This window comes from Streptomyces rhizosphaerihabitans (genome assembly GCF_025399795.1).
Lineage (GTDB): Bacteria > Actinomycetota > Actinomycetes > Streptomycetales > Streptomycetaceae > Streptomyces > Streptomyces rhizosphaerihabitans.
The window spans coordinates 98,317-121,875 of record NZ_JAODTZ010000027.1 but is presented as its reverse complement, the minus strand read 5'-3'; the positions used below and the strand labels follow the sequence as shown (position 1 = coordinate 121,875).

At 70.7% G+C, this 23,559-nt stretch carries 18 protein-coding genes and 2 pseudogenes; 13 read left to right on the top strand and 7 right to left on the bottom strand.

The window, feature by feature from the left end:
• Positions 1–7 precede the first annotated feature (7 nt).
• Positions 8–430, top strand: a complete 423-nt coding sequence (locus N4G66_RS25785) for a hypothetical protein (protein ID WP_261706572.1) — start codon at positions 8–10, stop codon at positions 428–430.
• A gap of 489 nt (positions 431–919) precedes the next feature.
• Here N4G66_RS25785 and N4G66_RS25780 read toward each other — a convergent pair whose 3' ends face one another.
• Entirely contained in the window at positions 920–2,257 is a 1,338-nt protein-coding gene (locus N4G66_RS25780; protein WP_261706571.1) for an FG-GAP and VCBS repeat-containing protein, read from the bottom strand.
• 753 nt (positions 2,258–3,010) lie between these two features.
• Between N4G66_RS25780 and N4G66_RS25775 the strand changes: the two genes are divergently transcribed.
• A complete protein-coding gene (locus N4G66_RS25775; protein WP_261706570.1) occupies positions 3,011–3,550 on the top strand; it encodes a GNAT family N-acetyltransferase in 540 nt (179 codons plus the stop codon).
• Positions 3,551–3,812: 262 nt separating this feature from the next.
• Here the strand turns inward: N4G66_RS25775 and N4G66_RS25770 are convergent, their stop codons facing one another.
• Both N4G66_RS25770 and N4G66_RS25765 read right to left on the bottom strand, forming a co-directional pair.
• Positions 3,813–6,086: a YncE family protein gene (locus N4G66_RS25770; protein WP_261706569.1), complete on the bottom strand. Its 2,274-nt coding sequence runs from the start codon at positions 6,084–6,086 to the stop codon at positions 3,813–3,815.
• A 234-nt stretch (positions 6,087–6,320) separates the two neighbouring features.
• Positions 6,321–8,630 carry a hypothetical protein gene (locus N4G66_RS25765; RefSeq protein WP_261706568.1) on the bottom strand — a complete coding sequence of 770 codons (2,310 nt, stop codon included), beginning with the start codon at positions 8,628–8,630 and terminating at the stop codon, positions 6,321–6,323.
• Positions 8,631–8,888: 258 nt separating this feature from the next.
• Here N4G66_RS25765 and N4G66_RS25760 point away from each other — a divergent pair, with 258 nt between their 5' ends.
• Together N4G66_RS25760 and N4G66_RS25755 are read left to right on the top strand one after the other, a co-directional pair.
• The gene (locus N4G66_RS25760; protein WP_261706567.1) at positions 8,889–9,203 is read left to right on the top strand and encodes a hypothetical protein; all 315 of its coding nucleotides are present in this window, start codon (positions 8,889–8,891) and stop codon (positions 9,201–9,203) included.
• A gap of 668 nt (positions 9,204–9,871) precedes the next feature.
• Complete coding sequence (locus N4G66_RS25755) at positions 9,872–10,537, top strand: DUF4142 domain-containing protein (RefSeq protein WP_261706566.1); 666 nt, start codon at positions 9,872–9,874, stop codon at positions 10,535–10,537.
• A 295-nt stretch (positions 10,538–10,832) separates the two neighbouring features.
• On the opposite strand, the gene N4G66_RS25750 is transcribed toward N4G66_RS25755, so the two are convergent.
• Positions 10,833–11,477 carry a hypothetical protein gene (locus N4G66_RS25750; RefSeq protein ID WP_261706565.1) on the bottom strand — a complete coding sequence of 215 codons (645 nt, stop codon included), beginning with the start codon at positions 11,475–11,477 and terminating at the stop codon, positions 10,833–10,835.
• 836 nt (positions 11,478–12,313) lie between these two features.
• On the opposite strand from N4G66_RS25750, the gene N4G66_RS25745 reads away from it, so the two are divergent.
• The 4 genes from N4G66_RS25745 (at position 12,314) to N4G66_RS25730 (ending at position 15,928) form a co-directional block, all read left to right on the top strand.
• A complete protein-coding gene (locus N4G66_RS25745) occupies positions 12,314–12,517 on the top strand; it encodes a cold-shock protein (RefSeq protein WP_030224351.1) in 204 nt (67 codons plus the stop codon).
• Between the two features lie 710 nt (positions 12,518–13,227).
• Positions 13,228–14,727: a DEAD/DEAH box helicase gene (locus N4G66_RS25740; RefSeq protein WP_261706564.1), complete on the top strand. Its 1,500-nt coding sequence runs from the start codon at positions 13,228–13,230 to the stop codon at positions 14,725–14,727.
• A 501-nt stretch (positions 14,728–15,228) separates the two neighbouring features.
• Complete coding sequence (locus tag N4G66_RS25735) at positions 15,229–15,534, top strand: CBS domain-containing protein (protein ID WP_315903690.1); 306 nt, start codon at positions 15,229–15,231, stop codon at positions 15,532–15,534.
• Positions 15,535–15,613: 79 nt separating this feature from the next.
• Complete coding sequence (locus tag N4G66_RS25730; RefSeq protein WP_261706563.1) at positions 15,614–15,928, top strand: SCO5918 family protein; 315 nt, start codon at positions 15,614–15,616, stop codon at positions 15,926–15,928.
• A 69-nt stretch (positions 15,929–15,997) separates the two neighbouring features.
• Here the strand turns inward: N4G66_RS25730 and N4G66_RS25725 are convergent, their stop codons facing one another.
• Positions 15,998–16,372, bottom strand: coding sequence for a hypothetical protein (locus tag N4G66_RS25725; protein ID WP_261706562.1), 375 nt, complete (start codon positions 16,370–16,372; stop codon positions 15,998–16,000).
• Positions 16,373–16,982: 610 nt separating this feature from the next.
• Between N4G66_RS25725 and N4G66_RS25720 the strand changes: the two genes are divergently transcribed.
• From N4G66_RS25720 to N4G66_RS25710, 3 genes are all read left to right on the top strand, one after another.
• The gene (locus tag N4G66_RS25720) at positions 16,983–17,327 is read left to right on the top strand and encodes a helix-turn-helix domain-containing protein (RefSeq protein ID WP_261706561.1); all 345 of its coding nucleotides are present in this window, start codon (positions 16,983–16,985) and stop codon (positions 17,325–17,327) included.
• 401 nt (positions 17,328–17,728) lie between these two features.
• Positions 17,729–18,076 (top strand): hypothetical protein, encoded by a 348-nt coding sequence (locus N4G66_RS25715; RefSeq protein ID WP_261706560.1) that lies wholly within the window; start codon positions 17,729–17,731, stop codon positions 18,074–18,076.
• 168 nt (positions 18,077–18,244) lie between these two features.
• Positions 18,245–19,240 carry an NAD-dependent epimerase/dehydratase family protein gene (locus N4G66_RS25710; RefSeq protein WP_261706559.1) on the top strand — a complete coding sequence of 332 codons (996 nt, stop codon included), beginning with the start codon at positions 18,245–18,247 and terminating at the stop codon, positions 19,238–19,240.
• 320 nt (positions 19,241–19,560) lie between these two features.
• On the opposite strand, the gene N4G66_RS25705 is transcribed toward N4G66_RS25710, so the two are convergent.
• Positions 19,561–20,655 carry a sensor histidine kinase gene (locus N4G66_RS25705; RefSeq protein ID WP_391858882.1) on the bottom strand — a complete coding sequence of 365 codons (1,095 nt, stop codon included), beginning with the start codon at positions 20,653–20,655 and terminating at the stop codon, positions 19,561–19,563.
• Positions 20,656–20,669: 14 nt separating this feature from the next.
• Positions 20,670–21,569: a response regulator transcription factor gene (locus tag N4G66_RS25700; protein ID WP_261706557.1), complete on the bottom strand. Its 900-nt coding sequence runs from the start codon at positions 21,567–21,569 to the stop codon at positions 20,670–20,672.
• A 103-nt stretch (positions 21,570–21,672) separates the two neighbouring features.
• Here N4G66_RS25700 and N4G66_RS25695 point away from each other — a divergent pair.
• Positions 21,673–22,359 (top strand): annotated as a pseudogene (locus tag N4G66_RS25695) (glycosyltransferase family 2 protein); the annotation flags it as partial.
• Between the two features lie 272 nt (positions 22,360–22,631).
• Positions 22,632–23,246, top strand: a pseudogene (locus tag N4G66_RS25690) (TIGR04282 family arsenosugar biosynthesis glycosyltransferase); the annotation flags it as partial.
• Positions 23,247–23,559: the final 313 nt, after the last annotated feature.

The following is a 23,559-nucleotide window of genomic DNA, read 5'->3' as shown; positions in this document are numbered from 1 at the left end:
GTCGCGCATGGACGCACTCTTCGACATGCCTCAGGCCGACGCTTCCGAGCAGGCTGTCACCGCCCGTTTCCGCCTGGGTGGGGAGAAATTCGGGGAACCGGACGAGCGTGCTGGAATCTACGATGCGAAACGCGCGATGACAGATGCCGTTGAGACCACCGGAGTTGGCGAGGTGGACGGGAACGAGTTCGGCGGCGGCGAGGCTGTGGTGTACGCCTACGGGCCGAATGCTGACGCCCTCTTCAAGGTCATGGAGCCAATGCTGCGGGAACTTCCTTTCGACCTGCGTACGTCGTTCTTCGTCGTGGCGATGCCGAGGCCGACACGTCTCGGGTGGATCTATGACTGTCCGAGACGAGAGGACGTGCCAGATCCGTGCCAGGTCGTGCGGGGAACCGCGGGGAACACCAGGGAACCGGCCAAGGGTTGAACCGAGCTAACTCTGCTCCGGAGCAGGTCAGCCGGGCGGCCAGCTCTAGATCACCTCAGCTTCCCAAGCTGAGAGTGCGAGTTCGATTCTCGTCACCCGCTCCATGTGAAACCCCCAGGCCGATGACCCGGGGGTTCTTTGTTGTCCAAACCAATGAGCGGGTCGCGCACCACAACCGCACCATAAGGACCGGCTGGCTGCCGGTGAGATCCGCCTTGTGGTGCGCCCGGTCGTCGTCGTGGTGCTTCGCCCGCTCGGCGCGCACCATGACGTCGAGTCCGGCCGCCACGTCCCGTTGTCCCGTTGCCGCTCGTCGTCGGAGTGCTGACAGATCAGCGCGGCCTTCTCGCCCACGAACACCAAGTGCCCGCGAGCGCGGGCCGGCCCCTTGGGCCCGGCCTCTGAGACGGGCCGGGATGCGGGAAGGCTCCGGCGCACCGCGCGTCGGGGCCCTCCCGTGCCCGGGCCTGGGCTGGTCCGGGTGTGGGGTCAGTTGGCCAGCCAGCGGGCGAAGTAGCGGTACTTGGCTGTCAGTCCGACGGTCTTGGGGCCGATGGAGACGACCTGGTTCGTGGTCAGGCCCTTGCTGCCGGACCTGAAGTACCAGAGGTTGCCCTCGTCCCTGTTCTCGCTGTCCGTGCTGGTGGCGAGTTCGCTTCGTCCGTCACCGTTCATGTCGATCAGGGAGACCTGCCAGCCGAACATGTCGTAGGGCTCGTTGACTCCCGGCACTCCGGCCGTGTTCTGGTGCCAGGACACGGCACCGGTCGCGGTCAGGCCCTTGGAAGAGCCGCGCAGCACGGTCACCGCGCCGGTCGTGCTGACCCCGGAGATGCTTTCCTGCATCACCCCGATCGCGACGTCGGCGTAGCCGTCGCCGTCGACGTCGCCGGTGTCCAGGTGGAAGCCGAACCGGTCGTACTTCTCGCCGGTGCCGGGCACCCCGGCGGTGTCCTGGCTGATGCGCACCGGCTTGCGGGTGGTGCTCACGCCTCCTGCGCTGCCGTAGTGGACGACGACCGAACCGCCCACCACGCCCTTGGGCTGGTAGCCCTCCAGCCCAGCGCCCAGGACGACGTCGGCGTAGCCGTCGCCGTCGACGTCCGCGAGGCTCCCCGAGTTGACCATGGTGGAGAAGTCCTTGGGGGGTCCGAAGCCGTTCTTCGAGCCGAGTATCAGGGAGGCATCGGCGGTGTTGCCGTGTCTTCCCACGGCAAGCAGGTCAGGAATGTGGTCGCTGTTGACGTCCCCGGCCGACAGGCTGCCGGACGAGATCCCGGTGTTCACGACGCTGGTCGAGGCGTTCGCGCCGTCCCGGCCGAACGGGCCCCGGAACAGCCTGGTCTCCGCGCGGCCGTAGCCCAGGTCCACTTTGGCGACGAGGTCGTTCTTGCCGTCGCCGTCGAAGTCGCCCACGATCATCGAGCGGAGGGAGAAGGAGAGGGGCGTGCGGCCGGAGAGCCCCTTGGGGCTGCCCCAGAAGATCGACGTCGCCGGGACCGGGCCGGTGTCGCCCACCACCAGGTCGTCGTAGCCGTCGCCGTCCAGGTCCCCTCCTGTCATCAAGTCGCCGAACTCGGAGTACGGGTCCGCGGAGCCCGAACCATCGGACAGCACCTGGTGCCGGGAGCCGCTGAGGCCCGTCTTCGCCCCGTACATCACCACGGCGTGACCGTTCGCCGAGATGCCCAGATCGCCGTAGCCGTCCCCGTTGAAGTCGGCCGACTTGCCGGCCGCCGACGCCTTGGAACCCGGCGCCGCACCGGCGGGAGAGCCCGCGCCCAGCACGACCGTGCCCACCGACACGGCCGTGACAGTGGCCAGCACAGTCAGTCTTCGAACTCTGCGCATACGTTCGCCCTTTCGTCCCGCATCAGCCCATGGACATCTGCCGTTCAGATCAGGGCTGCGCCACAGGAGACCGCCGAAGGGAGCGAACGGTTGTACGACAGGGGGCGTCGGCAGCCGGCTCAGCGATCAGCGCAAGCAGCGGCCTGGTCGACCACCGGCCCTACCAGAACGGTGAAATTCCCAGCACCTCCGCTCTGCCGGCCGGACCCCGCTCCCTCACCACCGGGACCGGGATCGGCCTGGGCAACGGAAAGGCCGTCGACACCCCAGCACCTGACCTGGATGCCCTGAAGACGACCAACACGCCGTAACGGCCGTTCCAGGTCGCACCACTGCCCTGCCGCCCGCCCCGGACCCCCGGAACGGGCGGCAGGTGCAACGAGGTCCCGACCAGGGCCCAGGCCGTTGATGGAGATGCGAAGTCGCAGAAGGACGCGGCTTCGTGACACAGCCGTGCCACATGCCGAGGTCGACTACGGTCAACCAGGTTCCGCGGCAGTCGAGTTGACAGCCGCCCCACCAGGCACCGAAGCCCCAGGTCGGCCCTATGGATCTCCGTCGATGTTCACGAGAACGGGAGGCATCCCGTCCCTGACGGGCTTGGCTTGCAGGGCCCGGCCCCGTTGGTGAGGGTGGGACCGGGCCGGTTGGTGAGGGTGGGCCCGGGCCGGTGGCTTGATCGGTCCGCGAGCCTTGATCGCTGCCGAGCGTGCTGATTGGTTGGTCGGCATGACTGAACTCGGACCCGTCGCCTGGCCACCTGCCCCGATCAGGACCGAGCGGCTCGTGCTCCGCGAGTCCGAGGCCCGGGACCGTGCGGCGTTCATCGAGCTGCTCGCGTCGCCAGAGGTGCACACCTACCTTGGCGGCCCCCGCCCGCGTGACGAGCTTGAGCGCGAGATGTCCGGGACGCCCGAGGGGTGGCCCGGGAGCTTCGTCGTTGATCTCGACGGGTCGATGATCGGCCAGATCCTGCTCAGGAGAGCACCGGAGCACGGTCGCCCGGCTGCCGCGGGGAAGACCGATCTCGGCTACCTGTTCCTGCCGCGGGCGTGGGGATTCGGGTACGCCGCCGAGGCGTGCGCGGCGGCACTCGGCTGGCTCGCCGACGCGCTTCCCGGCGAGCCGGTGGTGCTCCACACCCAGACCGCCAACGTCGCCTCGATGCGCCTCGCGGCGAAGCTGGGGTTCACCGAGGTGGAGCGGTTCGAGGCGTGGGGCGCCGAGCAGTGGCTCGGCATGTGGTCCCCGGTCACGCCGTCCGATTGAGCTCGTGCCCGACAGCGAGGATCCGCAGCTCGACAGCACTGCCGGGGCGGAGCCCAGCGCTACCGAAAACCGTGGACATCTCACCAGGCGGAGACGGACGAACGCCTCCCGAAACGCTGTCGAAGCGCTGTCCGGCTGTCCGTCTTCGTGGATGAAGCGAAGGAGCGCACACGTCGAGTGACGGCTTGATTCGGCCGTCGGTGGAGAAGCCCCGGCCGACGGACGGCTCGGCGCTTCTCCACCGACGGCACGGGGCCGCAGGTCAGTTGGTGAAGTAGATGTACTTCCAGGAGCTGTAGGTGGTGGAGTTGACGTTGTCGCCGGAGGAGTCGTTGATGTAGGCCGACCGGACCCGGACGCGGAGGCCCGCCTCGTCGGAGGCGCCGAGGTCGATGACGCTCTTGCCGTTGGTGCCCAGTGCGAAGAACTCCTCGTAACCGCGGTGCCACTGGCCCTGGTAGTAGACGTCGATGTCCAGCCGGTGATTGCGGCCCGAGTAGTAGCTCATCGTGGTGGTGAACAGCGGGCCGGTGTTCTTCCGGTACCAGTAGTACGTCGGGGAGCTCGCGCTGACCTTGCCCGTCTTGTAGTACTTCGTCAGAGAGGTGGAGACACTCACCTGGGCGTACGCGTTGACCTGGACCGACTTCGGGGCGGTGCGGGCGTCACCGGCGAAGACCGCGGTGACTGTGGTGTCCCGCTTCATGTCCACCACGGCGGAGACGTTTCCGCTGGAGTTGACGGTCGCCTTCTTCACCAGGACGTTGGGCTTGTCCGAGCCGTAGGGGTTGGCCCAGATTTCCACCGTGCGGTTCTTGTAGGTGGTGCCCAGGTGCGCGGTGAAGGTGACGTCCTTGCCGTACGAGTACACCGTGCCGTTGTTGTTCAGGCTCAGCGTGGTGGAGCTCCGGGAGACGTTCACCGTGTCGGAGCCCGAAGCCGCGGCACGGGTCGCGTCGCCCGCGTAGGAGACGGCGTACTTCACGTCGCCGCCGGCCGGCGGGGTGTCGGTGAAGGAGAAGCTGCCGTCCGCCTTGGTCTTCACCGAGGCCAGCGCCTTGCCGGAGGGCGACTCCAGGTCCGTGCGCTTGACGGTGAGTACCGAGCCGGCCGGCAGCGCCTCGGCGTTGGCGACCTTGCCGGTGACGGTCAGCGACTTGGCGCGGGTGGCCGAGGAAGGCGCGCTCAACGTCACCGTGGTGGCGCTGCGGGCGACGACCACGGTCCGCGTGGCGGACGCCGGAGCGTGGCCGGCGTCGCCCGCGTAGGAGACGGCGTACTTCGCATCGCCCTCGACCGACGGGGTGTCGGTGAAGGAGAACGTCCCGTCCTCGCCGGTCGTGACCGGGGCCAGCACCTTGCCGGACGGCGACTGCGCATCGGTACGGGTGACCGTCAGCGACGTCCCGGCCGGCAGCGCATCGCCACCGCTGACCTTCCCGGTGACGGTCAGCGGCTTACCGGGAACGACCGAGGAAGGCGCGCTCAACGTCACCGTGGTGGTGGTCTTGGCCGGCGCGTTCAACGTGTTGAGGCGGTACGTGCTGCCGTTGCCGGTGACCGCGAAGAGGTGGTTGCCGTCCGGCTCCCAGGCCAGGCCGTCCGGAACCAGGGTGCCGGTGTCGGCGAATTCGTACTTCCGGACCGGCTGGGTGGTACCGGGCTTGAAGACGTAGACGTCCGGCTCGTAGTAGCCGTCGATGCCCGCGGCGACGGTGCCGTCCGCGGCTATGTCGACGGCGTTCGGGTAGGTGGCGGTCGGGTAGCTGCCGACTTCCTTCAGGTCGGTGGTGGACAGCACCTGGTGCTTGTAGGGCCAGCCGCTGGCCGTGACGACCTGGCTGCCGTCGGGGGTCACCGCGAGATCGCGCAGGTTTTCACCGGCCTGGCCCTGGGCGATGAGCCTGGGCGCGTCGGCGCCGGAGACGTCGTAGGTCGCCACGGCGGCGGGGCTGCTGCCCGGCTCGGCGGCTGCCAGCACGCCGGGCGCCGCCGGGTTGGACGCCAGCCGGGGCGCGTAGTACCAGCGGCTGCCGCTGTCCTGGGCCACGGCGAGGACGGGTTCCGGGCCCGAGAGGTCGAGGGAGCCGATGTCCCCGTACATCGTGGTGCCGTAGCCGAACCACAGCTTCCCGCCGGTGCGGGCGAGGGTCGCCGGGGCGTCGGCGGTACCGGTCGAGTAGCGCGCGGACTCGGTGAGGCCGGCCGTGTCGATCGCCGCGATCTCGTCGCTGCCCTCGACGGCCACGTACAGCGTCTGCGAGTCGGCCGAGAGTTCCAGGCCGTTGGCCTCCGGCAGTGAGCCGAGCGTCCCGACGACGTTGCCGCTGTAGTCGGTGGCGACGACCTTGCCGCCGGTCCGGTCGCTGACGAAGACGCGCTGGTGCACGCTGTCCACGACGACGTCGGCGACGGAGGCGACGGGCAGGACGGCGTGGCCGTCGGCGTGGGCGGCCGTGGACCCGAGGCCCGTCAGCGCCACGGAACTGAAGAGGACGGCGAGTGCCGTCGCGGTGGAGATCCTGCGGTTGCGCAAGGTGGTTCAAACCCCCATGAGCCGTGGGAGGCCGCGCGTCACCGGAAGCCGGAAGGCACCGGGCGCGGCATGTTTCGAATGCCTATGACACGGGTGTGACAACGGAGCCGCCGGAATGGTTGTGCGCGGGAAGAGAAGATTCCGGGGACGGGAGGAGCCCCGGGCCGCCAGGTGGCCCGGGGCTCCTCCCACGTCAATGTCCGTGCCTCACCTGATCAGTTGGAGACTTCGGCCTCACGAGGGGCTGCCGGAGCGGACCGTGAGGTAGGTCCACGGGGTCCACACGCTGCCGGTCTGTGCGCCCTTGGCCGGTGGCGTGTAGTGGCCTCGGATGCGGTAGTGGTCGTTGCTCGTGAAGAGCTTCAGAGCCCGGCCGTAGCCGTACCAGCCGTCGCCGTACAGGGGCACGCAACTCTGCAAGGTGGTCTGGTGCCAGGCCCCCGAGTAGTAGTGCTCGAGGTACACCGACATGCAGCCGCCGGACTGGCGGGGGGTGACCTGGACGTTGAAGCCCATGTTGACTTCGGACTTGTAGAAGACCTGGTAGGTGGTGGAGCCGACGCGGGTGGTGGACAGCGGCCACTGCGTCTGCGTCCGGACCGTCGGTGTCAGGGTTGTACTGGTGGTCACCGTGCGCGGCGCGTAGCGGTAGTCACCGGCGAAAGCCGCGCTGAAGACGGTGTTGCGGGTGGTCTTGTAGTACGCGACGAGGTTCCCGTGCGCGTCGACCTTGCCGCTCTTGAGCTGCGCCCGCGACGCGCCCGCGGGCTGGTCGTACAGCGTCACGGAACGGGAGTTGTACGTGGTCCCCAGATGCGCGGTGACCTTGACGGTGGCGCCGGAGTGGTACGACGTCGCGTCGGTGGTCACACTCAGGCCCGGAGTGGCCCGGGACACCTGCACCGTGGCCGACGTCTTGACCGGGAGGTAGGACGTGCCGCCGTCGTAGCTGAAGGCGTACGTGTTCGCGCCGCCGGTCTGCGGGGAGTCGTGGAAGGCGAAACCGCCGTCGGCGGCGACGGACACGGTGCCCACCGCGTAGCCGGAGGGGTGCGCCGGGTCGGTCTTGACGACGTGGACGGCCCCGGTCGTCACGTGCGCGTGCGGCCAGGTGAGCTTGCCCGTGATGGTCAACGGTGATGCGGCACGGCCGGCGGTGGAGGGTGCGGTCACCGCCATGGTGGGCGCGTACTTCGCGACGGGGACGTCGAAGGTCTGGCCGGCCGGACCGTAGTGGCCGCTTCCGGAGTAGTCGACGCGGAAGCTCAGCGGGCCGCTGAGGGGGGCGGTGCCGGCGACGTGGTAGGAGCCGAAGAAGTCGGCCACGCCGGCCCGCGTGGTGGTCGGGTCCGGGATGAGCACGCCGCCCGGATCCGCGGCGTCGTAGCGCGTGATCCGTACGGTGCCCGGGATGATGGATTCCCCGGCGCCGAGGCCGAGGGGTGAGTAGAAGCCCGCCCGGAACGAATAGGCCTCGCCGGGGGCGAGTGGAGTGGTGGTCGAACCTCCGCTGAGACGGACCCATGCGGTTTCCGGATTACGGGCTGTGCGGAGCGTCGGTGTTCCCCCGGAGGCGTCCACGCCGACGATGTAGAGGCGGCTCTCGTCCGGTGACCAGGCGAGGCCGTGGGCGGGCAGGCTCAGCGGGTACTCGTAGTCGTACTCGTTGTAGACGCCCTCGCCCGTTTCCGGAAACACCCGGACTCCGTAGTTGCATCCGCAGCCGGCCAGGGTGCCGTCCGGGGCCACGGCGACAGCTTTTGAGGCCACGAACTCGGCGAATCGCCCGTCCACCGCCAGATCCGAGGTGCGGTACCGGTCGGCGCTCGGGCCCACCCAGGACGAGACGGCCAGGTGCTGGCCGTCCGCCGTGACCGCGAAGTCGCTCAGGTCGGGAACGGGCAGTGCCTTCGCGGCCTGCCGGGTCAGCGTGTCGCCCTCGGCCCGGTACGTGACGAAGGCGGAGGTGGCGCCCGTCTGCGTGGCGGCGGCGAGTACGCCGGAGGGCGTCGGGGTCGTCGCCAGCATCGGCGGTGCCGGCCAACTACCGGAATCCTGGCGCAAGATGACCGTACCGGCCGCGTCGACGGATCCGATGCCGCCGGCTCCCGCCGTGCCGTACCCGAACCAGAGGGTGCCCCCGGCGACGGCCAGAGAGTCCGGACGGGTACCCGTGCCCGTGTCGTAACGAGCGGACTCGGTCAGGTCGTTCGTGCTGATCGCGGCGATCGCGTCCTGGCCCGGGAGAGCCGCGTACAGCGCGGATCCGTCGCCGGAGAGGGCGAGACCGGTGGCACCCGGCTCACCACTGATCGTCGTCGGGTTTCCGCCGTCGAGGTCGGTGACGAGAATGCCGTCGGTGCCCGCGCCGCCGCTGATGAAGAGGTGTCCGTGCGGAGCGTCCACGACCATGTGCGCGAAGTGCGCGATCGGCAGCGGTGTGCCTGATGCCGCGTACGAGTCGACCGCGCCGGGACCGACGACAGTCGTCAGCCCCAGGAGCAATGCCGCGGCGGTCGACGGCGAGAATCGCGCCAGCTTCATGAAAGGCCCCCCACATAACCTTCACGATCAAGAGGCGCAAAATAGCACGGAGTTGTCGTCGCAGAAGCCCCTTCCGGCCCGCCCGACCAGCGACTTTGCCCCGTTTCGCGGTCAGAGCCGGCCAGGTCCCCGCACTGCGCCGCAGGTCGGCACATATTGTCATGGCCTGGCAAAATATGAGCGCTGATCGATCGCGACGCACGGCCCCTTGCCGAGTCCCTTCCGCAAGAAGACGATCTTGGCGGCCAAGGAGGCACGATGTTGCGGTTGATGGACTGGTCAGTGGTTGCCATGGGGTGTGCGCTGGTTCTCGTGGTAATTGGTATCCGCTGGTGGGAGCGCTTCAGAACGCCAAAGGGAGAGAGCCCCGACCAGGACACGCGCCGCTCCTGGGTGTGGCTCCCCCTCCTCATGGGTCTGGCGATGATCGCCGCCAGGCTGCCGGGTCTGGTGCACGCACCCCACCCGGTCGTGGAGCTCGTCGACGCGCTGACGCTCGTGATCGCGGTGACAGGACTGGTCATCGCCGTCCGGTCGGCGCGGCACGCCTTCCGGGCACGCGGCACCGTGTGAGCGCGGTGTGAGCGCCGTGTGACGGCTCCGGCCGTGGCTTCTCGGGGTCCGGAGGCCGCAATGGGCATGAGGCCCGTCGTCCCGGGGGATCACTCACCGTGCGCCGGGTGCGTGCCGGGACGCCTGCGGATGCCTCCTTGCCGTAGGGGTCATCCAGGGTCCGCGACTGCTGTACCTCTACGGGCGGTGCCCGACCGCGTATGCATATGCGTATACGTATATCTGTGTGCGCGTGCGTCGCCATGGCCGCAATCAAGAGGAACAGGCTGACCAGCGCGGCGGGAACGGCGGCCGCCAGCCACTGCGGGCCCTTGTCGGGGCCGGTGGTCGGCGGTCGGCGGTCGGCGAAAAGGTCGCCGTGGCCACGGTGATGGCCAGTCCGGCGCCGACGAGGACGGCAAGGGCGGTGAGGCCGCTTCGGGAGCGGTGCGGCGGCACGCTCCGGCGTCCGTCCGGCTCTGACATCCGGGGCCGTTCGGCCCTATCCGTCCCGGGCCGCGAAGTGATCTTCTGGCGCGGCGGCCGGGTGCCCCGCCTCTCCAACTCCCGTTCCCCCGTACGGGAAAGAGGCCGGAGCACCCGGTACGCGCCAAGAACGGCCCCGGCCGGTACGGACCGCACCGGCCACGCACAGGTTTCCAGAAACCAGCCGGTCCCAGGAGGCTCAGTTGCGGCGCAGCTTCGTCACGATGTTCATGGTGTTGGCGATCCTCGGCACGATCGGCTCACTCGCGTACCCGGTGTTCTACTCGTACCCTCACCGTTTCGACGCCGCGAAGGCCTCCGTGGCCGACCCCGGACCGGCGGTGAACACACCCTGGGGACCACTGACCGTCGCCGATCGGGACCTCGTGGTGCAAGTGCAGCTCGAAGGGCTGTGGGAGATACCCGCGGGCCGGCAGGCGATCGAGCGGGCCCCCACGAAGGCGATCAAGGAGGCGGGCGACCATCTGGTGGCCGGCCACACCGAACTCGACAAGCGCGTTCGCACCGTCGCGGCCGACCTCGCCCTCGTGCTGCCGACCCAGCCGACCGCGGAGCAGCAGGGGTGGCTTGCGGAACTGTCGGCCGCCCAGGGCGAGGACTACCGGCGGAAGTTCGCGAATCTCCTGCGTGACGAGCACGGCAGGCTTTTCCAGGCACTCGCGCAGGTGCGCAGCAGCACCCGCAACACGCTGATGCGAGAGCTGGCCACGGCCACCAACCGGACCGAGCTGGATCACATCTCGGTGCTGGAGAAGACCGGATACGTCGACTTCGACGCCGTCGCGCACGATGCGACGGCCTCTCCGGCCGCGATCCCGACAGGATTTCCGGCGCTGTCCTCGCCGTGAGGACCGACGGCCTCGGGGCGCAGCCCGTGCGGCCACCCGGATGCCACCTCACCGGACCGCCCGGGTGCCAGTCACCAGGTCGGCCGGTTGCCACCTCACCGGACCGCCCGGGTGCCAGTCACCAGGTCGGCCGGTTGCCACCTCACCAGGCCGACCGCGTGCCCGTCACCGGACCGACCGGATGCCCGTCACGACCGACCGCGTGCCTGACATCAGGCCGACCGCGTGCCCGTCAGCAGGTCGACCGCGGCGCGGCCGGGGGGCCCGTAGCGAAGGCCGCGGCCGCGCGGGCGACTCAGTGGTCGAGCGAGCAGTTTCCCCAGGCGGCGGCCAGGGCGTCGGGAATCGCCGGGATGTCTCCGCAGCCGTGCGGTCCGGCGGGGAAGCCGTCGCTCGCGACGTAGACCCAGCCGTTGCCGGAGCTCCGGAAGTACTTGATGGCGCTGCCCTCGTCCTGCATGCCCACGAGTTCCGGCTGCGTGGCACCCGCGGTGAGCCCGAAACGGGTGGCGGCGTAACGGACGGTGCCGCACTGACCGTAGAAGAACACGTGCGGCACCGGCTCGATGTGCGTGAAGTGGGTGACATCGTGCCGGTAGACCCGGGTCACGGCGGCCTTCACCTCGTCGCCAACGGCCAGGTTGCGGCAGCCGGCGACGGCCGTGGGCGGGTGGCTGGTCGGGGCGGAGGCCTGATCCGCGGCCCGGTCCGGGGCGGCGGACGCGGTGGCCGAGGCGTGCGACGGCGTGCGCGTGCCGGCGGGACTCGACGAGGGTGACGCGGCCGAGGCGTCGGCCCGTACGGCTGCTTCGGACGAGGCGGCCGAAGCGGAGGTGTGGGTGCCCGCGGCGGAACCTGCGTCCGCCGAATCCTGACACCCCGTCAGCAGCATGATTCCGCCCGCTACCGCTATCACCGACGTACGTCTGAGACCGGGCATGGCCCATCCTTTCTCGACGACTTCTCCCGGCCGACTCTTCTCGACCGGCGAAGTCGTGGTCACGGCCTGCGTGACCACGGCATACGGCCGCTGTGTCCCCGGCCGCGGGTTCTGCCCCACAGGACGGCGCGGGACCGCCCGGGAGTTGCAGGGAGAGGCATGCGAGATGATCTCGATTCCGCATACGGGCCGTTCCACCGGGGCCCGACCTGCGCACGAGGCGTCCCCGCCGCCGGCCGTCGCCGTCATGCGGACTGTTCCACCGGGGGCCGTCCCTGCCATGCGGGGCGTCCTGCCGACAGCCGTCGCCTTCGTACGGGCCGTTCCGCCGGAGCCGTCGCCTTCGTACGGGCCGTTCCGCCGGAGCCGTCGCCGTCATGCGGGGCCGTCCCGCCGGGGGCCGCCCTCTGCCCCGCGATGCGGGGTACTGTGCCGTCACCGTGCCACGCGGTGCGCTCGCGGCCGGTCGGCAACGGCGCGGGTCGAATTTCGTCACATTTTCCGAACTCCGCCGCATGATGCCGGGGGCCCCGGACAGAAACGCTGCGACCCGGGCGAGCCAATATCTGTGGCGGCGACGTAAGAAATCGACGACGCACGCGATGAGGATTTCTTGATCGACAGGCGGAGCGAAGTTATCCGCCGCGCACAATCGATCGTGCCGTGCTACTGTCGATAGCAGTTGCAGTTGTGGTTCCCAAAAACTTGTGAGCATCCACCCTCTTCTTGCAGGGTGGAGTTCTTTTGTATCCGGTCATTTCCGGCGGGGTAATCATCACGGCGACACGGAGTCAGCGATCTGCGGACTCCGAGCACCGTCCCAAAGGAGAATTGACATGGCTACTGGCACCGTGAAGTGGTTCAACGCGGAAAAGGGCTTCGGCTTCATCGAGCAGGACGGCGGCGGCGCCGACGTCTTCGCCCACTACTCGAACATCGCCGCGCAGGGCTTCCGTGAGCTCCAGGAAGGCCAGAAGGTCTCCTTCGACATCGCGCAGGGCCAGAAGGGCCCGACGGCGGAGAACATCGTTCCCGCCTGACACCCGCACGCACGGCGCTGCTGGGGCCCGCACCTTGGGGTGCGGGCCCCAGCTCGCCGCGTTTTCGGCGCAGACGCCCCGGCGGTCCGCGGTGGGTTTCGACCCGCGACCGCGCTTCCGGGAGTTCAGGTTCGGATCAGGGTCCACAGCGACCCGCCCTTCCGGGGCCACGGCCCTCGGTACGGGAATCCGTATCCGCCGACCGGGAAGCGAGCGCGCCGGAACGGCGCCCGCGAACGGACCTTTCGGTTCTTTTCCCGACCTCTGCCGCCGATCTCGCACCCGGGCCACCTGGTCCACTCGTGGCCCGCTCCTCGTCCGGTCCTGGCCTACGCCGGCCTGTTCCCGTTCCCGGCTCGCTCCGGGTCCGCGCAGGGGTCGCGCATGGTCCGCGTAAGGGTCGCGTCCGATCTGCTCCTGTGTTCTGTCGCACATCGTCCGGCGCTTGCTCCTCGCTTCCCGTTCGTTTGTCTTCGCTTCTCTTCGTTTTCCTCCACCCTTCTCCATTCCGCTTCATCTGCTTCATCTGCTTCACCCTCTCCATTCCTCTTGTTTCCGGGATCGCGCCGCCCGTTCGGCAGCGCACCCCGTGAGAGATCTCACCGATCCGATTCGGTGTTGAATTTCATTCGGCTCGTTCTCGCGATTCTCTGCGCTGCTCATTCGCTGCGGGAATTCCTTGATACGCGCCCGGTCAAGGAAGGTTCCGCATGAACCGCACGCGCACCAACGATCGCTACTCCCGCACCCGCACCGAGGGTGCCGGCTCCAAGAGGAGTGGCGGCAGCCGATTCGGCGCCCCGTCCTCGGGCCGTTCCGGCGCCCCCAGCCGGTCGAAGGGCTACGGACGCCAGCAGGCCGCCCCGCAGGGAGAGTTCGCGGTGCCGGTGACGATCACGCCCGCCCTGCCGCCCGTGGAGGCGTTCGCCGACCTCGCCCTGCCGGAGCAGTTGCTGGCGGCGCTCGGCCACGAAGGCGTCACCGTCCCCTTCCCGATCCAGGGCGCGACCCTGCCGAACTCCCTCGCGGGCCGTGACGTACTCGGCCGGGGTCGCACCGGCTCGGGCAAGACGCTGGCCTTCGGCCTCGCGCTGCTGGCCCGTACCGCCGGTCAGCGCGCCGAGCCCAGGCAGCCGCTGGCCCTGGTCCTCGTGCCCACCCGAGAGCTGGCCCAGCAGGTCACCGACGCGCTCACCCCGTACGCCCGGTCCCTGCGTCTGCGGATGACCACCGTGGTCGGCGGAATGTCGATCGGCCGGCAGGCCGGAGCCCTGCGCGGTGGGGCCGAGGTCGTCGTCGCGACGCCGGGCCGGCTCAAGGACCTCATCGAGCGGGGCGACTGCCGACTGAACCAGGTCGCCATCACCGTCCTGGACGAGGCCGACCAGATGGCCGACATGGGCTTCATGCCGCAGGTCACGGCTCTGCTCGACCAGGTGCGTCCGGAAGGACAGCGGATGCTGTTCTCCGCCACCCTGGACCGCAACGTCGATCTGCTGGTCCGCCGCTACCTCTCCGACCCGGTGGTCCATTCCGTCGACCCGTCCGCGGGCGCGGTCACGACGATGGAGCACCACGTCCTGCACGTGCAGGCCTCGGACAAGCACCGGACGACCACCGAGATCGCTGCGCGCGACGGCCGGGTGATCATGTTCCTGGACACCAAGCACGCGGTGGACCGGCTGACCGAGCACCTGCTGAGCAGCGGTGTCCGCGCCGCTGCCCTGCACGGCGGCAAGTCCCAGCCGCAGCGCACGCGGACCCTGGCCCAGTTCAAGACGGGGCACGTGACGGTCCTGGTGGCGACCAATGTCGCGGCGCGCGGCATCCACGTCGACCAGCTGGACCTCGTGGTCAACGTCGATCCCCCGACCGACCCCAAGGACTACCTGCACCGCGGCGGCCGTACGGCCCGCGCCGGCGAGTCCGGCAGCGTGGTGACCCTGGTGATGCCCAACCAGCGCCGCGAGATGAGCCGGTTGATGGTCGCCGCCGGTATCACCCCGCAGACCAGCCAAGTACGTTCAGGCGAAGCTGAGTTGAGCCGCATCACGGGCGCCCAGACTCCCTCGGGCGTGCCGGTCGTCATCCGTGCGCCGGTGACGGAGCGTCCCCGCCGCAGCGCCTCGGCCTCCTCGCGGGGCCGGCGTGGCCGCCCCGGCCAGGGCCGGTCCACCGGCACCGCCACGCACCGCACGGCCCAGCAGTAGTCCGGACCGTCGCGCGACACCTGACTGCCGTCGCGCGACCCTCGACGTCTGGCGCCTGGCGCCTGATGGCCGAGATCCGACGGCTGTCAGCCGACACCCGACACCCGTCGGCTGACGGCTGACGGCTGACAGCTGACAGCTGACGGCTCAGGACCGCGACACACTGGTCGCCGGTGACACCACCGGCGACCGGTCACGCGTCGCCGGTCACCAGTCGCCAGTCCCGATTGCCGGTCACGGTGACCGGCTGCGGTGGCCGGCCCCTGGTTCCCGATCGCCGGTCACCAGCCGTCGGTCACAGATCGGCGGTCACTGATCGGCGGTCATGATCACCCTTCGCCGTAACCGGTTGCCGGTTACCGTTCGTCAGTCACCGGTTGCCGGTCAGTATTCGATGGTGACCAGTCACCGTTCACTGGTCACCGATCACTGGCGCCGGACAATGGTCACCCTCCACCGTTCGCCACGCTCACCCCGCACTCACCCCGCAGGAGGCCCCCTTTGGCGCTCGTTCAGATGCAGCCGCATTTCTCGGGACTCGTCCCGACCCCCGTCGTCGTCGACCTGGGGAACGCCTCCGGGCTGCGGGTGCGGGGCGACATGACCGTCGAGGTGGCGCTGTCCGTCATGGCGGGCGCCCGTGTCGGATATCTCCTCGTCTGCGACGAGGACGACCAGTGCACGGGCTCGGTCACCGAGGCCCAGCTCGCCGTCGTCCGCGACGGCTCCGCGTACACGGACCGGGTCCGCGTACGTGACGTCCTCGGCGCCCGCCGCACCCCGGGCGTTCTCGCCCTCTCCCACTGAGCGTCCCGCCGTCCCCGGCCGACCCGCTCGGCCCGGCTCGCCGCTCGGGCCCTTTTTTTCCCGCTATCTGTGAGGCATCATGCGCTGTGTCATCGCCCGCTTCCCGTTCGACCTCACCAAGAGTGGTGTGCTGGAGTCGATGAAGGGGATCAAGCCCGAGCCGATCACGGGTGAGTCCGTGATCATCGGCCGCTGCCACTACCCCGTCAAGCAGGTGGGCGAGGTCATCACCCGCCAGGACCGCCGCGACTTCACGAGCGGCGAAGTGACCCGGGCCATGGCCCGTCTCGGCTTCACCTGCCGTACCCCTGAGGTGGCCACGCCCCCGCCCGCCCTGAGCCCGCTCCAGAACGCCTCGGCACTGCTCGGCAGCCCCGACCCGCTCGAGCTCTGAGGACCTCCGCCTGCATCAGGACTGCGATGAGGGCCCCGCCGACACGGTCGGCGGGGCCCTCATCGCGTTTCACTGGTCGGAGTAGCTGAAGTCGCCCACGGTCCAGGCGCTGACGTGCTCGATCGCGACGCGGTACATCCCGCCGGTGTCGGGAATCCCGACGCTGCCCTGCAGGATGCGGGCGAGATGGAAGTGCAGATGGGTCGGCGACCCTGCGCGGTCACCCCCGCCCGCTGTCCGGTCGGGGGCGAAGACGTCGGAGAACGGGCCGAGACGGTCCGAGTCCTTCAGGACCTCCGACACCCGCTCCCGCCACACGGCCTCCGGGGCCAGTCGGCCGGTGATGACGGCGCCGCCGACGACCACGGTCAACGACATCTGCGTGCTGTGCCCGGACTCCACCATGGCGGAGATGTCAACGAGGAGCTCGTCAGGGTTCGACATGGAAGTCCATTCTATTCAGCGGCCCGTCCGCTCGCTGTGTCGCTCGCTGGGGCGGTCGCCGTGTCACTCGCTGGGGCGGTCGCCGTGTCGCTCACTGGGCCGGTCGCTGGGGCGGTCGCTGTGTCGCTCGCTGGGGCGGTCGCCGTGTCACTCGCTGGGGCGGTCGCTGTGTCGCTCGCCGTGTCGCTCGCTGGGCCGGTCGCCGTGTGCCGCAGAATATCTGGGCCTTGAGCCGCTCGAAATCTGCCTTTGCCACGGTAGACATCGGACGGTGGCGTGATTAGGGTTTCTTGTAGAGACATCGTCGGGCCGGAGGAGTTCGCTGCCGGCTCGGCCGGTACCCGAGACAGCGGAAGGACGGAGGAAGCAGACGCCATCAGGATCGCCCGGCCGGTGAGCAATCCCGGTCCGGGTACCGCAAGAACCCGGAATGGACGGTGGTTCCCGGTCACGCCTACACGATCCCCGCTCACCCGCCCCTCGCTCGGGCCCGGTAGCGGAAACAGACGGTCGGCTCCGCAGTAGAGCCGGCAGATGGTGTTCAATTTCCTTCGGGGCCCTGGTGCCGTACGGCAACGGGGCCCCTCGACGCGTGCCACAACGAGGTGAAATGACAGCGGAAACTCCACTCAGTGGTCGTCTCGACGACGACGACTACCCCGCGTACACGATGGGCAGGGCCGCCGAGATGCTCGGCACCACACCGGGCTTCCTCCGAGCCATCGGTGAGGCACGCCTGATCACTCCGCTTCGCTCGGAGGGCGGCCACCGTCGCTACTCCCGCTATCAGCTGAGGATCGCCGCCCGCGCGCGGGAACTCGTCGACAGGGGAACCCCGATCGAGGCCGCTTGTCGCATCGTCATCCTTGAGGACCAGCTCGAAGAGGCTCAGCGCATCAACGCCGAGTACCGGCGCGCCGCGCAGACGGCACCGGAGGGGTCCAACGCAGGCTGAACGCGTCCGCAGCCGGCAGATCGTCCGGCCGCGTGAATCGACACCCCGGAATCGACACCCCGAAATCGGCACCCCCGAGCGACAGCCAAGGGTGGAGTGCGTCCGCGACCCGGAACGGGATCGCGTTGACACAGGGGGTCGCCCGGCGTTGACTGACAGCCCGGTGTGCAGCCCATGCCTCTCGGGTGACCCTGGCGGCCGTGATCACCGCAGTGATGACCCTTCCGGAACGCCGGGCCCGATCATCACGATGCGATCGCCGCGACGCGATCGTGTCACCACGCGATCGTCACGACACGATGGCACCACCCGATCGGCTCGACACGATCGTTGCGACATGATCGTCGCCACCCGGTCTCTCTACGCGCCCCGCCGGTACGACGTACAGGAAGTGGCCCACGATGATGTACGACCAGACACGCGCCCAGCAGCCCCCGGACAGGCAACCCGGCTCCGCCGGGCGTCGCACGCCGGGCCCGGAGCCCCTGCTCGGGGCGGACGAGCGGGCCGAACTCACCCAGCGGCTCCACCACGCCCTCAACACCTTCGCGCACAGCCCGCGTGAGGCGCTGGAGGAGGCCGAGACCGCGTTCGACGAGGCCGCGGCCCAGCTCATGAGCGCCCTCACGGAACGGCGCCGCGCCCTCCACGAGGGCTGGCACGGCCAGGACCCCGAGACGCAGTCCGACGAACTCCGCCACGCGCTGCGGCAGTACCGCGAGATCACCCAACGGCTGCTGCGCATGTGACCGCGCGGCCGCGCATGTGACCACGCACGACTCCGCCCCGGGCCGGAAACCGCCGGTGCCGGGCGCGCCGTCGATCCGGGTCCTGCCGTCAACCCAGGTCTTACGCTGCGATGACGTGGTGGGCGTGGTGGTGCCGCCCGACGGGGTGACGGTTCTAGCGTTCGGCTCATGCGTGTACTGGTTACCGGCGGGGCCGGGTTCATCGGAGGTCAGGTCGTCGCGGCGCTGCGCGCGCGGGGGCACGAGGCGGTCGGGTTCGACCTGCGGGACGGACTCGACGTGCGGGACGCCGAGGCCGTCGCGGGAGCGCTGAACGGCGTGGACGCGGTGTGTCATCAGGCCGCGATGGTGGGCCTCGGCGTCGGGTTCGGCGACGCGGTCGAATACGTGTCGCGCAACGACCTCGGTACGGCCGTGCTGCTCGCCGGGATGGCGGACGCGGGGGTACGGCGGCTCGTGCTCGCCGGGTCGATGGTCGTGTACGGGGAGGGGCGGTACGCGTGCGAGTGGCACGGGGTGGTGCGGCCGGGGCCGCGCGCCGGCGCCGATCTGGACGCGGGACGCTTCGAGCCGCGGTGCCCGCGCTGCGGCGAGGAACTGACGCCGGGTCTGGTGGGCGAGGACGCTCCCGTCGACCCGCGCAATGTGTACGCGACGACCAAACTGGCCCAGGAGCATCTCGCGGCGGCGTGGGCCCGCTCGACGGACGGCACCGCGGTGTCGCTGCGCTATCACAACGTCTACGGCCCCGGAATGCCCCGCGACACCCCGTACGCGGGCGTCGCCTCCTTCTTCCGGTCCGCGCTCGCCCGTGGTGAGGCCCCGCGCGTCTTCGAGGACGGCGGCCAGCGGCGGGACTTCGTCCACGTCAAAGATGTGGCGGCCGCCAACGTGGCCGCGCTGGAGGCGAGTTCGCAGGACGGCGCCCTCACCGTCTACAACACCGGCAGCGGCGAGCCTCGTACGGTCGGCGAGATGGCGCGGGCCCTGGCGGACGCCTACGGCGGGCCCGAGCCGGTCGTGACCGGGGAGTACCGGCTCGGGGACGTACGGCACATCACCGCGGACTCGGCCCGGCTGCGGGCAGAGCTGGGGTGGAAGGCGGAGATCGGATTCACCGAGGGAATGCGGGAGTTCGCGACGGCACCGCTGCGCGGGGAGTAGCGCGTCCGGCAGCACGCGCGCCACCCAGGACCTCCGGAAGCGCAGGCGCGCAGGCGCGCAGGCCGAGACTCCGGAAGTACACGCGTGCCGGCCGAGACCTCCGGATACACGCGCCCCGGCCAGACCTCCGGCGGCCACGCGCCGGCCGGAACTCTGGGCGCGCGCACCGGTGTCCAGGTCTCTGGGCGCGCCGGGCAGGATTTCCGGTAGCACGCGCAGGTCAGGACCTCAGGTGCCACGCGCCGGTCAGGACCTCGGGTGCCACGCGCGGGTCAGGGCCTCGGGAGCCGGCGCCCCGGCCGGAAGGCCGGGGGTGTCTCTCACGCCCCGGCCATCGGGAGGGTGACCTCGAAGCGGCAGCCGCCGGGGACGTTGTGGACGGCGGCCATGCCCCGGTGGGCCTCGACGATGCCGCGGACGATGGCGAGGCCGAGGCCGGCTCCGGCGGGTGGCGTACGGGCGTGGGTGCCGCGCCAGCCGGTGTCGAAGACGCGCGGGAGGTCCTCCTCCGGGATGCCTCCGCAGCCGTCGGTGACGGACAGGACGACGCCCACGTCCGAGCGTTCGGCGGCGACGGCGACCGTGCCGTCGGCGGGCGTACGGCGGATGGCGTTGACGAGGAGGTTGCCGAGCACACGGCTCATCTCCTTGCCGTCCACCTCGACCGGCACCTGCTCGATGCGGTTGCCGACCAGACGCACGCCGTGCTCACGGGCCAGCGGATCCGCCCCCGCGAGGGCGTCACCGACGAGGTCGTACACGGAGACGCGGGAGGGGGACAGGGCGAGGGCGCCCGCGTGGATCCGGGAGAGTTCGAAGAGATCGCCGACCATGCCGTTGAGGCGTTCGACCTCCGTACGGATCTGGCGCAGGTAGCGGTTCGGGTCCGCCGCCACGCCGTCCTCCAGGGCCTCGGACATCGCGCGCAGCCCGGCGAGCGGGGTGCGCAGGTCGTGCGAGATCCAGGCGACGAGCTCACGGCGCGAGGTCTCCAGGGCGCGTTCGCGGTCGCGGGACTCGGCCAGCTTGCGACTGGTGGCCGCCAACTCGCGACTGAGCGCGGAGAGTTCGGCGGTCGCCGGGCCCTCGGGGGCCGCGAAGTCGCCGCCGTCGCCGAAGGAGCGCGCGGCGAGAGTCAGCGCCCTGCTGCGGGCCACGACCCAGCGGCCCAGCAGGAGCGCGGTGGCCAGGGAGACGACGGCCGCCATGGCGACGACCGTCGTGACCACACTCAGGTCGTGCGGGGACAGGAACATCGCCCATGCCACCGCCAGCGTTCCCGCGAGCATCGCGCCGACGGCCACGGCGGCGACGACCGCGACGGAGGCCGTGAGCGAGCGGCGCCGGAGCAGCCGGAGGGCGCCCGCCCCGAGCAGACCGGCCGCGGCGGCGCCCAGGAAGGCGAACAGAGCCATGACCAGTATGTCGTTCACGGGCGGGCCTCTTCCTCGGGCGCGGGGTGGGTCTGTCCGGCGTCGGCGGACCGGGCCGCCGCCTCCGTGTCGTCGAAGCGGTAGCCGACGCCCCACACCGTCTGGATCAGGCGGGGCCGCGCGGGATCGTCCTCGACCTTGCCGCGCAGCCGGCGCACGTGGACGGTGACCGTCGACAGGTCACCGAAGTCCCAGCCCCACACCTCGCGCATCAGGTCCTCGCGGGCGTACGCCCGGCCAGGATGCCGGAGGAAGAAGGCGAGGAGGTCGAACTCTCGCAGGGTGAGCGCGAGTTCGATGCCGTTCTTGGTGGCGCGGCGGGCCGACGGGTCGATGGTGAGACCGGCGGCGCTCAGCGGGCGCGCGGCGGCCACCGGCCGGGTCCTGCGCAGGACGGACTCGACCCGCAGGACCAGCTCCCGCGGGCTGAACGGCTTGGTGACGTAGTCGTCGGCCCCGACCTCCAGGCCGAGGATCCGGTCGTCCTCGTCACCGCGCGCGGTGAGCATGATGACCGGCACGGGCCCCTGGCCGCGCAACCGGCGGCACACCTCCAGGCCGTCCATGCCCGGCAGCATCAGGTCGAGCACCACCAGGTCGGGCCGGTGCGCGGCGGCACGGGCGAGCGCGGCGGGGCCGTCCGCGACACGGTCCACGAGATACCCGGCGCGGTCGAGATACCCGGATACGACCTCGGCCACGGTCGGGTCGTCGTCCACGACGAGGATCCGGGTGCGCGCCGCGTAAGCGGGCGCGGCGGTCTCTCCGAGCGGACTCGCGACGGATCCCGGGTGGGTGTTCGGAGCAATCCCCGGGTGCGGGTCCGCAACCGGTCCCGGACCCCCGTTCACGCTCGGGGCAGGTCCGGCACCTGGGGATTCGTGCGGTTGATGCATGGATCCAGCGTCCCACCCGGCCCGGTCCGGTGCGGCTCGTCGGGACCGACGTCCGAGTTTCGTAAGGACATGAAGTCCGGTATATCCCTTTCGCGTTCGTAAGGTGAAGCCCGTGACGACCTTTCCCGTACCGGACCCGGACGTCGACCTGGTCCTTCCTTGTCTGAACGAGGCCGGCGCCCTGCCCTGGGTGCTCTCGCGGATCCCGCCCGGCTGGCGCGCGCTGGTCGTGGACAACGGTTCCACGGACGGCTCCGCGGAACTGGCCCGCGCGCTCGGCGCCACCGTCGTACGCGAGGAGCGCCGCGGGTTCGGTGCCGCCTGCCACGCGGGACTGACCGCGGCCACCGCGGACATCGTCTGCTTCTGCGACTGCGACGGTTCCCTCGACCCGGCCCTGCTCCTGCCGTTCGTCGCCGAGGTGCGGGCCGGCGACGCCGACCTCGTGCTCGGCCGGCGCCGCCCGCAGGGGCGCGACGCCTGGCCCGCGCACGCCCGTGCGGGCAACATCGCGCTGGCCCGGATGCTGCGGCGCCGTACCCGGCTGCGCCTGCACGACCTCGGTCCGCTGCGCGCAGCCCGCCGCGAGGCGCTGCTCGGCCTCGGGCTCACCGACCGGCGCAGCGGCTATCCGCTCCAGATGGTCGTCCGCGCCGCCGACGCCGGCTGGCGCGTCGCCGAGCACGACGTGCCGTATCTGGCCCGCACCGGTGTCTCCAAGGTCACCGGCACCTGGCGCGGTACCTGGCAGGCGGTCCGGGACATGCGCCGCGTCCTGGCCGAACCGCCCACGCCCGTACGGGTTCCCGCCCATGCCCCGGCCCCCGCTCAGGCCCACTCCCCGGCCCTCTCCTCGGCCCAGGCCGGGACCGAGGCCCGGACCGGAGCCGAGGCCGGAGCTCAGGCCGGAGCTCAGGCCGGAGTCCAGGCCAGAGCCGAAGCCGGAGTCCAGGCCAGAGCCGAAGCCGGAGTCCAGGCCGGAGTCCAGGCCGGAGCTCAGGTCCCTGCCTCGGTGCCGTCCGCGTCGTCGGCCTTCGCACCCTCCCGAGGAGGAACCGTCCAGTGAGCGTCACCCTGCTCGTCATCGCCAAGGAACCGCGTCCTGGACGGGTGAAGACCCGGCTCACACCGCCGTTCACTCCCCGGGAAGCGGCGACGCTCGCCGAGGCGGCCCTCGTGGACACCCTGCGCGCGGTGGCGGCGACGCCCGCGCGACGCCGGGTCCTCGTGCTCGAAGGAGCGCCCGGCCCCTGGCTTCCGGCCGGCTTCGACGTCGTACGACAGTGCGCCGGCACTCTGGACGAGCGGCTGGCCGCGGCGTTCGCGGGCTGCGACGGGCCCGCGCTGCTCATCGGCATGGACACGCCCCAGGTGACGCCCGCCCTGCTCACGGTGGACTTCGCGGACTGCGACGCGTACTTCGGGCCGGCCGAGGACGGCGGCTTCTGGGCACTGGGCCTCGCCGAACCCGACCCCGAGCTCCTGCGGGGCGTACCGATGTCGACGCACACGACGGGTGCCGTGCAGCGGGAACGACTCGTCGGGGCCGGGCTGCGGGTACGGGATCTGCCCCGCCTGCGGGACGTCGACACGGCCGCGGACGCGACGGCGGTCGCGGCGGTCGCGCCCGAGGGGGGCTTCGCGGCGGAGCTGGGCCGGCTCGGCGCGGTGGCCGCACCGGCCGCCGGACACGTTCCCCGACCGTCCACGGGCGAGGCGACCTGGCCGGTCCCGGGGCAGGCCCCCGGACAGACCGCGGGGCGGACCCCGGGAACAACGGCCGACCAGCCCTCGGGATTCATCGCCGGCCTCAAGGCCGTGCAAGCCGCCGGAACCCCGGCCGGAATCGGTACCGACGGTGATGCCGGCGCGGTCGCCGGGCAGCGGGGTGCCGGACGATGAGCGGCACACGCGGGACGACCGCGCGGGGTGCGAGCACGACACGGAGCTCCGTTCCCATCGCGGGGACGGAGGCCCTGCCCGGGACGAG